This window comes from Ilumatobacter sp. (genome assembly GCF_041688325.1).
GTDB lineage: Bacteria > Actinomycetota > Acidimicrobiia > Acidimicrobiales > Ilumatobacteraceae > Ilumatobacter_A.
In genome coordinates this window covers 1-11600 of record NZ_JBDNIJ010000106.1, presented here as the reverse complement: position 1 = coordinate 11600, position 11600 = coordinate 1, and the positions used below count along the sequence as shown (strand labels likewise).

The 11600-nt window shown below is 62.0% G+C and carries 10 protein-coding genes, 2 tRNA genes and 1 other RNA gene; 6 read left to right on the top strand and 7 right to left on the bottom strand.

Annotated elements, in window-relative coordinates; translation table 11 throughout:
• The 4 genes from ACH2EI_RS07230 to ACH2EI_RS07215 form a co-directional block, all read right to left on the bottom strand.
• Positions 1 to 1160 (bottom strand): tyrosine-type recombinase/integrase (locus tag ACH2EI_RS07230; RefSeq protein WP_395159559.1); only part of this gene is annotated, 1160 nt, incomplete at its 3' end.
• A 152-nt stretch (positions 1161 to 1312) separates the two neighbouring features.
• Positions 1313 to 1403 (bottom strand) — tRNA-Ser (locus ACH2EI_RS07225).
• A 204-nt stretch (positions 1404 to 1607) separates the two neighbouring features.
• Positions 1608 to 2075, bottom strand: a complete 468-nt coding sequence (locus ACH2EI_RS07220) for a nucleoside deaminase (protein ID WP_395153078.1) — start codon at positions 2073 to 2075, stop codon at positions 1608 to 1610.
• Positions 2075 to 2162, bottom strand: a tRNA-Ser gene (locus ACH2EI_RS07215). The genes ACH2EI_RS07220 and ACH2EI_RS07215 overlap by 1 nt, the downstream gene beginning before the upstream one ends.
• A gap of 140 nt (positions 2163 to 2302) precedes the next feature.
• Here ACH2EI_RS07215 and ffs point away from each other — a divergent pair.
• An RNA gene (gene ffs, locus ACH2EI_RS07210) (signal recognition particle sRNA small type) lies at positions 2303 to 2401 on the top strand.
• 30 nt (positions 2402 to 2431) lie between these two features.
• Here ffs and ACH2EI_RS07205 read toward each other — a convergent pair.
• The gene (locus ACH2EI_RS07205; protein WP_395159557.1) at positions 2432 to 3376 is read right to left on the bottom strand and encodes a 5'-3' exonuclease H3TH domain-containing protein; all 945 of its coding nucleotides are present in this window, start codon (positions 3374 to 3376) and stop codon (positions 2432 to 2434) included.
• 118 nt (positions 3377 to 3494) lie between these two features.
• On the opposite strand from ACH2EI_RS07205, the gene ACH2EI_RS07200 reads away from it, so the two are divergent.
• From ACH2EI_RS07200 to ACH2EI_RS07190, 3 genes are read left to right on the top strand one after another with little or no spacing between them, the layout of a single operon-like run.
• Positions 3495 to 4817: a hypothetical protein gene (locus ACH2EI_RS07200; RefSeq protein ID WP_395153076.1), complete on the top strand. Its 1323-nt coding sequence runs from the start codon at positions 3495 to 3497 to the stop codon at positions 4815 to 4817.
• A 17-nt stretch (positions 4818 to 4834) separates the two neighbouring features.
• Positions 4835 to 6607: a GspE/PulE family protein gene (locus ACH2EI_RS07195; protein WP_395153075.1), complete on the top strand. Its 1773-nt coding sequence runs from the start codon at positions 4835 to 4837 to the stop codon at positions 6605 to 6607.
• Between the two features lie 51 nt (positions 6608 to 6658).
• A complete protein-coding gene (locus tag ACH2EI_RS07190) occupies positions 6659 to 7870 on the top strand; it encodes a type II secretion system F family protein (protein ID WP_395159555.1) in 1212 nt (403 codons plus the stop codon).
• Positions 7871 to 7884: 14 nt separating this feature from the next.
• Here the strand turns inward: ACH2EI_RS07190 and ACH2EI_RS07185 are convergent, their stop codons facing one another.
• Positions 7885 to 8679, bottom strand: coding sequence for a prepilin peptidase (locus ACH2EI_RS07185; protein ID WP_395153073.1), 795 nt, complete (start codon positions 8677 to 8679; stop codon positions 7885 to 7887).
• Between the two features lie 75 nt (positions 8680 to 8754).
• Here ACH2EI_RS07185 and ACH2EI_RS07180 point away from each other — a divergent pair, with 75 nt between their 5' ends.
• Entirely contained in the window at positions 8755 to 9924 is a 1170-nt protein-coding gene (locus ACH2EI_RS07180; RefSeq protein WP_395153072.1) for a type IV pilus twitching motility protein PilT, read from the top strand.
• Positions 9925 to 9956: 32 nt separating this feature from the next.
• The gene (locus tag ACH2EI_RS07175) at positions 9957 to 10676 is read left to right on the top strand and encodes a DUF429 domain-containing protein (RefSeq protein ID WP_395159553.1); all 720 of its coding nucleotides are present in this window, start codon (positions 9957 to 9959) and stop codon (positions 10674 to 10676) included.
• Between the two features lie 196 nt (positions 10677 to 10872).
• Here ACH2EI_RS07175 and ACH2EI_RS07170 read toward each other — a convergent pair whose 3' ends face one another.
• On the bottom strand, positions 10873 to 11403 hold the full coding sequence (locus tag ACH2EI_RS07170) for a hypothetical protein (RefSeq protein ID WP_395159551.1): 531 nt from the start codon (positions 11401 to 11403) through the stop codon (positions 10873 to 10875).
• Between the last annotated feature and the right edge of the window lie 197 nt (positions 11404 to 11600).

Sequence of the window (11600 nt, the reverse complement as noted above, 5' to 3'; positions counted from 1 at the left end):
TGGACGTAGCCGCGGGTCGTCGCCACGTCGTTATGCCCGACGAACCGTGCGACGTCTTCGAGGTCGAGGGAGCCAGAGGCGAACAGGTTCGTCACGACCGACCGGCGCCCGGCGTGCGTGCCGAGGCCGGCGGAATCGTTGCCAACTCGCTCGGCGGCCTTGCGGATCGCACGATCGACGTGCTGGCGCAGCGTTGGGGTTCCGCCCGCCGTCGTGAAGACCAGATCGAGATTTTCGCCGTCGTACTCGGCCGTCGGCCACGGGCCAGGCAACGCCGCACGATCCCCCTCGTTCATCTCGCGTCGAGCCCGCAGCAACTCCACGACGGTCGGCCCGAGCAACTGCTCGCCCGTGGCGCCTCGGGTCTTGGTTGGCCCGAGCGACATGCCGATCCCGTCGGCATAGGTCGCTCCTCGACGCACGAGCACCGACCCCCGATCGAGGTCGATGTCTTGCCACGCCAAGCCGAGCGCCTCGCTGATGCGCCACCCTTGGATGAAGCAGAGAGCGGCGGCTGCGGCGAAGCGGGGCTCACACTCGGCGATCAAAAGTTGGGTCTCATCAGGGGTGATCGTGCGTCGCCGCTTCGGCTCCGACTTCGGTGCCTTGACCTTGCGAGCGACGTTCTGGGTAGCGAGACCGAATTCGACGCCCCGCTCGAGGATCTGGACGAGCAGCGTCCGGACGTTGCGTGCTCGCGACGCTGATCCATCGTCGATCATGTCGGAGACGAACGTCGTGATCTGCTCGGGCCGCAGCTCGTGAACCGGAACGGAACCGATCTTGTCGGTGATGACCGTGACATGTTTGCGATATGTCGCCAGCGAGGTCGGGCGTACACGATGCCGGGCCACGTGCTCCAACCACCAGGCCGATAGCCCGTTGACCGTCGTCTTGGCGCTGAATCCATCGGCCAGATCACCGAACGCCGCCTCATGTGCGGCCTTCTCGACGTGCCGGTCCCGCGAGGCGACGGCGAGGGCTCTGGTCTTGCCGGTGGGCCGGCCGACTCTGCCATCGGGCTTACGCCACGGTGCAACCCACACTTCCCGGGTCCGATCGAAGAACGGTTCGGCCTGGCCGTTGGGTGCTTTGTTGACGACGAGGAACGACTCACCCGTTGCATCGGGGACACGCTTTCCCCGTGGCGTCTCAGGCATCGCTCTGCCTCCTCGTCAGTCTCAAACAGTGCTTTGAGACTCACCGTGAGACGAACGCACCGAAAACGACGACGGGCGCCCATGGATCTCGAATCACGTTTTCCCTGCTCAGCAGGCTTTTCGTGGAACTCCATGGACGCCCGTGGACGTACTGGCGGAAGGCGTGGGATTCGAACCCACGGAGGCCCAGAAGACCTCAACAGTTTTCGAGACTGTCCCATTCGTCCGCTCTGGCAGCCTTCCATCGTCGAGGTTAGCGGTGAAATTTCTCGAGCGGAATCAGCGCGCGAATATCCATCAGTGATTTCGATGCCGCAGTTGGCGGTCATTCTTGATGAGCTGATCTCCGTGGTCGACGGATTCGCCGTGGCCCGAAGCACGAAAATGCCCAACTCGGATGCGCTCGGTGGCTTGATCAGCAGCCTGCGTCAGAGCGAGTACAGCTCGTCAGCGGCGAGCGCGGAAGAACGCGCGCAGCAGTTCCGCTGCCTCATCGGCGCACGGCCCCATTGTCGTCGGTACGCGGTGGTTCAACACGTGGCCGTCATGGATGCCGAAGTTGCTCATGCACGCACCGGCTTTTGGGTCGGGCGTTGCATACACGAGCCGCCCCAATCGGGCGTTCACGCAGGCTCCTGCGCACATGGTGCACGGCTCAAGCGTGACGAACAGTGAGCAATCGTTCAGCCGCCAGTGGCCGACCTCGCGAGCGGCATCGCGTAGCGCCAACAGTTCGGCGTGGGCTGTGGGGTCGCCGGTCAGCTCGCGCTCGTTGTGACGAGCAGCGATGATCTGGCCGCCGCGCAAAACAACGGCGCCCACAGGGACGTCGTCGTGTTCGAGCGCAGCTCGCGCCTCGTCGATTGCCAGTTGCATCGTGTTGATGTCAACCGGCTCGAACGCTGCGGTAGTCATGGCGGAGGGAGAGGGATTCGAACCCTCGGAAGGTTGCCCTTCACACGCTTTCCAAGCGTGCCGATTCGGCCGCTCTCGCACCCCTCCAGGGTTGGTCGGGACCAGCGGACGATGTTATCGGGCCGCCGCCCTGAACAAACCCGAAGCTGATCGATCGAGATCGTGTCGCTGCTGCTGTCTCGCAGCTAACATTATGAAGTCGGCTCACGTACGCCGAGTGAGGTGGTGACCGGGTCCTGTGCAATTGACGCCCGTGAACCAGGTCAGGACCGGAAGGTAGCAGCCTTCATCGGCATCGTCGGTGTGCCGCAGATAGCCTGGTCACTACCTCAGTCGGCGAATCGTGCGCCCGAGTTTCAGGCAGTTGCGAGCCGTCGTGCTACGGCGGCGAGGCCAGGAGCGCCGAGTTCGTTGGCCACTTGTTCGAATTCTGTCGTTGGTCCATTCCACGCCCAGTCGTCGACGATGCCAACTTCGACATTGAGGTCAATCGTGGCAATCCGGCGGAATAGCAACGCATCGTCGAACTGAGCGTTGAGTGTCTGGGAAAGCTTTGCGGCGCCCCGGAGCCCTGGAACATCCCACTGGCCTGCCGACTTTGGAATCTCCTCGAGATGGCCGTACTTGGCCAGTACCAGCGCAGAACTCTTGGCCCCCCACCCCGGCAAGCCAGGAAATCCGTCGGCCGAGTCGCCGACGAGACCGAGGTAGTCAGGGATTGAGGCGGGGGAGACGCCAAACTTCTCGATAACGCCCGCTTCGTTGACGATCTCGCGATTGCGGCGGTCGAACTGCACGACGCGGTCGCCTCTGACGCATTGACCGAGGTCTTTGTCGGCGGTGACGATCCAGACCTGCTCGACCCGTTCGTCGGCGTCGGCCACTGCAGCGGCTGCACCGAGCGCGTCGTCGGCCTCGTGGGCGATCATTGGCCAGACGGTGAACCCGGCGGCGACCAGGGCACGCTCGACGACCGGGATCTGCAAGGTGATTTCAGGGTCCATGCCCTCGCCGGTCTTGTATCCGGCGTAGAGGTCGTTGCGGAAGCTCTCGATCGTGTGATCAGAGGCGACGGCGACGTGCGTGGCGCCATCTTCGACGAGGGCCAGGGTCGAGGCAACCACGCCGGCCGCTGCAGCGAATGGGTGTCCGTTGCCATGGCGCGAGGCCGATCCGAAGTGCTGGCGAAACAACTCGTAGGTGCCATCGACGAGGTGAACGCGCATGACGACACGGTAGCGGTACACCGCATGTCCATTGACCTCGGCTGCATCTCTGAGCGGGGTGATTTTGTCCGGCATTGAGCAAAACGTTGGTCAAACGTTTATCAGGAAATCCTCAAGCCAGCTCAGAATCGGTCGATACAAAATCCGGACGAGTTCTGTCGTCTGGCACACCAAAGTTGAAGGAACGCACCACATGGCTATGGACAACTCGGAATCGAATCGTGCAATCCGTGACGCCGTCCAGACGACCCTGAATCGGTTTGCGGACAGCGTCCGCGCCGGGTTCGACGGCCTCCGTGCGCAGCTCGAAGACGAGCAGACAGCACGCACCCATCTCACCGAACAGGTGCAGGTACTCGCGACCATGATCCAGCGGGCCGGCAGTGGTGCTGCGAGCGAAGAGACGCTCCAGCAGTTGGCCGAAGTCCACCGCCGCATGGACACCGCTGATGCCGATGCTCGCGTTCGCCAACAAGAAACCGATGACCGGGTCGCCCGAGTTGTGCAGGATGTCCAGTCGAGCCTGCCGGCGATCGTTGGAGCCGCAGTTGCCCCGGCCATTCGGCCGACGATCAATCGTCAAGACGAAGTCGAGCGCGACCTCGTGAACCTCCGTACGAGCCTCGAGAACTTCGACAGCCAGGCAGCTCGCATGGTCTCGCACGTCGTTGAAGTCACGACGTCGCTGACCGAACGGGTCGACTCGTCGGTGAGCGGCATGAGCCAGAACGTTGAGGAGCGAGTTGGCGGCTTCGAGCGCCGCATCGACGAAGTGTTGGCCGAGGCCACCAAGGGCGACGCCCAGGTTCGAGCCGTGATTGCCAAGCAGGTTGAGGAGGCCGAAGACCGCTGCAACGGCCTTGTGACGACCACCGAGGCTCGAATCAACAACGAAGTCGGCCAGCGCATTGCTGACATTGACGCCTACATCGGGCGTGTGAGCATCGGTCTCGACGAGTCGGTCTCCATCCTCAACGATCGCATCGCCGGTAGCGACGGCCGCTTCGGAACGTACGAGGGCAAACTGGACGCGATTGCTCAGGCCCTGCTGGACGTCGACGCCGAGGGGATCGACGAGCTCAAAGACCGAGTCCGCAGCGCCGCTGGCGAGGCCGAATTGGTCCGCATCGAGATGGAACGTTTCCAAGCGTCGACGAGCGCGACCATCGACAAGACCACGATGCGCCTCACCGAAGTCGAGACACAGATGCAAGACCAGGCAATGGACACCGAAACCGCAGTGCAGCTCGAGCGGCTCGAAGAGGTTGAACGAGCACTCATTGCTCTCGATCCCAGCCAGTTCGTTCGTCTCGAGGGGTCGTACGATGCGCGTGCAGTCGTTGGCGAATACGGCATGGCATCCGAACGGCCAGCTTCGACGGACCAAGCAGCAGCCGTCGACTTCTCCACCGAGTTCCAGATGGCACCGCTGACCGACCCGCGCGCATCAGCGAACGGCCGGTCGACGTCCGATCCAATGGACACGTTTTCCCCGCCCGCGAACGCCCGGCCATGAATGGTGAAGGCTGATTGATGGCTCTCCGTAAACCAAAGAACGATGATGCTGCCCCCGTACTGGGCGGAGGCATTGCAGTCGCTGAACCACCAACAGTCGGCGCGGCTGCCGAACAATGCATGGCGACCGGCCAGGCCCTCGTACATGCTGGCCACCTCGATGTAGAGAAGCTCGCAACCATGCTGCAGGAAGCCAATGGCGACCTGCTGGTGTTGAGCAACTCGCTCCTGACCAAGGCTGGCGTCAGCCGCAGTGAACTGAGCCAAGCCATCGGCACCGCTTGTCTGGTGGCCGTCGGTGACAGCAACCCTGGCGCCATCGACGAAGAACTCGTCGTCAAGATCGCCGAGGAAGTTGCTCGGACCCACAAGGTAATGCCGGTCTCCGAGGAGAACGGTTCGATCGTCCTCTACGCCGCTGACCCCTCACCCTCGCGTCGCCAACTCGTCGAGAGCGCCACCGGACAGCAGTTCGTCTGGAAGGCGTCCGACTACGCCACGGTGACCGCGATGATCGAGCAGATGTACCGCTCGACGGCGGATCTCGAACAGATTCTCGGCACGTTCACTACCGAAGACGCTCAGCGACAAGAAGCCGAGACCATCGCCCACGTCAGCTTGGAGGACCAGGCACCGGTTGTCCAGCTCGTTGCTCGCATCGTGAGCCAAGCGCTACGCGACCGCGCGTCTGACATTCACATCGAACCCCTCGACGTGCGGCTGCGCATCCGCTTCCGTGTTGACGGTCATCTCCTCGAATCCTTCAGCCTCCCGCTGTCGGCCCACAACGCACTGATCTCTCGCCTGAAGATCATGTCTGAGATGAACATCGTCGAGAAACGTGCGCCGCAGGACGGTCAGTTTTCGACGAAGGTCGATGGCAGAGAGATTGATGTCCGTGTCGCATCCGTCTCGACGGTGTTCGGCGAGAAGATCGTCATGCGTATTCTTGACAAGTCGAAGTCGATGGTCGGTTTGGGCGAACTCGGTATGCCGAAGGAGACCTACAAGGAGTACGCCAAGCTGGTGCACGCACCGTTTGGCATGGTCATCTGTGCCGGTCCGACCGGTGCTGGTAAGACCACCACGCTCTACGCCACGCTGCTCGAGATCAATGACACCGGCAAGAACGTCACGACGGTCGAAGATCCAGTCGAGTACGTGTTCCCTGGTATCAATCAGGTGCAGACCAACCCGAAGGCCGGGCTGACCTTCGCGACAGCCCTCAAGGCGCTGCTCCGACAGGACCCCGACGTCATCCTCGTGGGTGAGATTCGTGACGCCGACACCGCTCGTATCGCGATCCAGTCGGCTCTCACCGGTCACTTTGTTTTGTCCTCGCTGCACGGCACCGACTCCGTTGCTGCACTGCACCGCCTCCTCGACATGGGCATCGAGGCCTTCCTCGTTGCGTCATCGGTGGTGGGTGTGGTCTCCCAACGGCTGCTTCGCAAGATGTGCGACAACTGCCGTGAGCCCTACACGCCCGGTGCCGAGGAGCTCGCGGTGTTCCGCCAGCACTCGGGTGGTTCCGAAAAGACGCAGTTCTTCCACGGTGTCGGTTGCAGCTACTGCTCAGGCACCGGGTATCGCGACCGCATTGGCATCTACGAACTCCTCAAAATCACCCCGGAGATCCGCCGACTCATCGTCGGTTGGGCCACCACTGAAGAGCTTCGCCGTCTGGCAGTTGCTCAAGGTATGCGGACAATGCTCCGAGAAGCAATGCAGAACGTCGAAGACGACGTCACCACTATCAAAGAAGTTGTGCGAACTCTGTTCGCTCACTGATCCAGCCGATGATCCAGCCCACGACGCACAAGAGTCAGCAGAGAACCTGAAATGCCCAAATTTGCTTACGCCGCAATTGATGCCCAAGGCGCCGCTGTCGAAGGCGTGACCAAGGCCGACACGATTGGTGCTGCGCGCTCGATCCTCGTCGATCAGAACTTGTTCCCCACGAAGATCGAAGAACGTCGCGGGATGCTCGATTTCGAGCTCACGAAGGAGAAGGTCAAGAAGAAGGAGCTGATGCACTTCACGCGTCAGCTCGCGGTCTTCGTGAAAGCCGGCATCCCGTTGACCGACGCACTGCTGACGATCGGCGATGAGAGCGAAGACGTCGCGCTGCGTCGTGCCCTCGGCAAAATCATCGACGAGCTCCGCAATGGCGGGCTGCTCTCGGTTGCCGCCAAAAATCACCCCGAAGTCTTCCCCGAGTACTACGTCGGGATCCTCCAGGCAGCCGAGCTGACCGGTCGCCTTGACGAGTCACTTGAGGCGCTTGCCGGCTATCTCGAGCGTGAAATCGACACCAGGGCCAAGGTCGTGTCCGCACTGTCGTATCCGATGGTCGTCATGGTCATGGCATTCGGCACGGTGCTCGTGCTCGCTGGCTACGTGCTCCCCCAGTTCAAGCCGCTCTTCGAAGAGCTTGGTGCCGAACTGCCGCTCCCGACCCGGATGATGTTGTTCGTCTCACGGTTCTTCACCGACCTGTGGTTCGTGACGGCCGCCTTCTTCATTGTCCAGATCGCGGTGGTCATGTTCTTCGTCAAGACCGAGAAGGGCAACGTGCTCCGCGACCGGCTCGTCTTGAAGATCCCGATCATCTCCGGCATCGTCGACTATGCGATCCTCGAACGCTTCTGCCGCATTCTCGGCGCCATGGTGCGTGCCGGAGTGCCGCTGCCCGAAGGGCTCAAGACGACGACCGACGCCACCAGCAATACGGTGTACAAGGAACGTCTCGAAGTCGCTCGTGCACAGATGCTCGAAGGCAAGGGATTCTCCCAGCCGCTCATCGACACCGAACTGTTCCCTGGCGCTGCCAGGCAGATGTTCAAGGTCGGCGAAGAGACCGGCACCTTGGATGATCAGCTCCATGTTGCCTCGATCTACTTCGACCGGGAGCTCGACAGCCGCATCAAGAGGTTCACGACGATGTTCGAACCGATCATGATCGTGTTCGTCGGTGTGATCGTCGGTTTCGTCGCCATCGCCCTCGTGTCCGCCATGTATGGCGTCCTCGGTGGCATCAAGGAAAAAGGCTGACCCGGTCGCCGGGATTAGCGAGCAAGAACGAGGTCGACGAAATGCTGTCCGATGAACACCGCAATGACGGTGCCGAGTGCCAAGAAGGGCCCGAACGGCAGTGCCGTTTGCTTGCCTGCCTTGCCGCCGATCATCGCGCCGATACCGACCACCGCACCGAGGACGAAGCCGAAGAACATGCCGGGCGCCACGATGCCTGGGTTGAGGTAGCCGAGGTACATCCCGAGCAGCGGCGACAGCACCACATCGCCCCAGCCCATGCCCTGCGGACTGCCGTAGTACAGGCTGCTGCCCCAGTAGATCCCACCGATCAGTGCCAGGGCGATGCCTGCACCGAGCGCTGCCATCCAGATGCGTTCGGGCTCACCATTGACCAGCGCCGCAACGGCCAGCACAATCGCACCCAGCCCGGTACCCCACAGGGTGATTGGCCGGGGCAATGTCTGGGTGTTCAGATCGATCCAGCTCTGTACAACGAGCGTCGCTGCCAAGATGCAGAACGCCGCCAGCACAGCATCGTCACGGAACTTCAGCGCGAAGATCACGAACAGCGTGGCGGTCGCCAGTTCCAAGACGAGTGGCTCGATGCCGATTTTGGTCTTGCACTGCCGGCATCTGCCACGCAACGCCAGCCAACTGACGACCGGAAAAAGGTCGAGGGGTCCGAGGCGCAGGCCACAGTTGCCGCATCGGCTCGGCGGTGCAACCACCGAGCCACCCTGCGGTACGCGTTCAGCGACCACGGTCAGGAACGATCCGATCAGCAAGCCCATCAGGGCCGCAATCGGAAGCAGTACTCCAAGACTCATCACAACCTTTCCATGCAGACCATTTCGAATAACCACCAGCGGCCAGCGATGGCCCCAGCGGGAGAATAGCGAACCATGTCCGAACCAGACCCGATCCTCATGTCGCTGCTTCATGCGACCGTCAATTCAGGCGCATCCGACCTTCACCTCACCGTCGGTCGCCCAGCCACGGTGCGCCGCGACGGCGTACTCGTCGGGTTTGAGAACGTCCCGGTGCTCACCACCGAAGAGATCGATCGAATGATCTTCTCACTACTCGACGATCGTCAGAAGGCCGAGCTTGAAAAAGAGAAGCAGGTCGACTTTTCGTTCGGTGTGCCCGGCATGGGCCGGTTCCGCGCCAATGCTTTCCGCCAGCGCGCTTCGTACGCACTGGCACTGCGCGTCGTGCCGTTCCGCGTTCGATCGCTTGAAGAACTCGGTGCTCCACCGGCGTGCTTGACGTTGCTCAACAAGCCCTACGGCCTCGTGCTCGTCGTTGGCCCAACCGGTTCCGGCAAGTCGACGACGTTGGCTGCAATGGTCGACCGCATCAACGAGACCAAGCCGGTCCATATCCTGACCATCGAGGACCCGGTGGAATACCTGCACCATCACAAGATGGCAATGGTCAACCAGCGCGAGGTCGGCACCGACGTCGCAACGTTCGGTGCGGGCCTCAAGAGCGCACTCCGTGAAGACCCGGACGTGATCTTGCTCGGCGAGATGCGCGACCTGGAGTCCATGGAAATCTCCCTGTCGCTTGCAGAAACTGGCCACCTCGTGTTCGCCACCCTGCACACCAACGACGCCGCGCAGGCACTGGACCGCATCATCGACGTGTTCCCGGCCGAACGCCGCGACCAGATTCAGATCATGCTTGCCGGTGCGTTGCAGGGCGTAATTTCCCAGCGACTCCTCCCGGCCATCGGCGGCGGTCGTGTTGCTGGCTACGAGGTCATGATCGCGAACGAAGCCATCAGGAACCTTGTTCGTGAGGGCAAGTCACGCCAGATGCGAAACATGATCTCGACCGGCGGTGCCGAAGGCATGCAGACGATCGAGATGGACCTCGCACGCCTCGTTGCTGCCGGCCTCATTTCGATCGAGACAGCCACCGAATCCAGCCAGTACCCGAAGGAGATCCAGGCCCAGCTCGCCACCGCACGTGCGCAGATGCAGGCCCAGGCAACCGTGGCCACCGGCCAGGCCGGCTCGTCCGGTTCGGGTACCTACGAAGGCGCCGCGCAGAGCGTCCCAGCCTGACACTGCGTCACTGATTGCAAGCGGAGAGCCCGATGGTCGTCAAGAAACTCCCATACAAGAACCTTGCTGGTGTCACGCCGTGCCCAGGCGGCTGGCTGGTGTTGCCCGCCCGCCTGGCTGGGATCACCATCTCGGCCGAGGACGCGTTCGTCGTACCTCGACTTTCTGAAGTACTCGACTATCGACCGAAGTTCGAAGCTGCCGGGATCAATATCCCGATCGGCCTGAACGACACGCCCAACGGCAGGTTCCGCCCCGCCGAACTCGAAGCACGGGAGTTCGTCGGCTGGCCACGGTCGGTCGGCATCAACGGTGTCCCGAGCCGAGCGGCAACGCGCGCCGAATCGCCTGCAGAAGCAGCCGAAATGGAGCCATGGATGACGCGGCACGATCGCCGTCGTCTGCGCTGGCTGAAAGAAGCCGAGAGCGAAATCCAACCGTTCCACGCACGCAGCCTGTTCTCGGCTCACCCCGACGTCTCATTCACGCAGATGAACAACGGAGAGCCGTTGAAGACCTCGCCATACCACGAAGATGGTCGGCTCGAGCGTCTGGAATTGATCCGAACGCAGCTTCCTGGCGTCGACGACGTGATCACGCGCGTGCCGCCAGCCGGCGCAGCGCCCGTACACATGCTGCAAGTAGCTGCAATGCTGTGGACCGCTCGACGTGGTTCCGGACGCGCGATTTCGCGTATGCCCCTCGATCCCGTCTGGGATACCGAAGGCATGCGAATGGAAATCGTCAGGTAGGGCCAGATCGCCCGAATACTGCGTTGCGAGAGCGCCTCATTGAGCAAGCTCAACTTCGTTGCCTCGCGCCTTGTCTTCGGATGATCTGATCCCGACCTGACGTGAAGGGTTTCTCGGGTTCATGGTTCCTTGACCTCGAACCACCCGATCCTCAGCGGACCGTAGGAAGAAGGAAAAGAAGACTTGAACGGGGGTGTCAGCTGGTCGCTGCGAGTCCGCCGGTGGGACGATCGGTCGTGGGAGGCGGGAACGTCTGGGGTGCCAGGGTGTCTGGCTGGGGTTCGAACAGGGACGTAATGGCATCGGCCAACGCCTTCTGCCGTATCAGGCAGTCGCTGATACCGACCTTGAGGACTTCGACGGATTCCTCGAGCCTGTTCAGTCGGGCATCGATGCCGGTTGGCGCGCCGCCGACGCTCGGTGCGTCGCTGGTGGCCGACATGCGGTCGGTTCGTTCACGCTCGATCAGCTGAGTGAGCCGGCTTTCGGCCCGTTTGGTCTCTGACTTCGATTCGGCTCGCACCAGCTCGATCTGTTCTTGCGCGATCTGGGCGTAGGTGGCCATTGAGGTGAACTGGCTGTGGATCCGCTCTTCGGCCTGCTGTAAACGGTCGCGCAGCGTGTCGAGTTGTGTGCTGTGGTCGGCAGCTGCTTCGTCGCCGAAGAAGTCGTTGGCCGTCGGACCCGTTTCGTTGGCGTCGAAGATGTCTTTGGTCTTGCCGAACATGTGGTTGTCCTGGTGGGGTGCGATGGGGGCATCATCCGCTGCGATGCGTTTAAAAACGTAGCAGCATGCGCGCCGACGACCTTGAGGAATCGGCGACACGTGGAGGAGCACGTACAGCGGCCGACACACTGCGGTCCGCGAATCTTTTTCGGATTTATTCTCAAGGATTTGCGTGGAAAGCCGAAGACACTATTGCG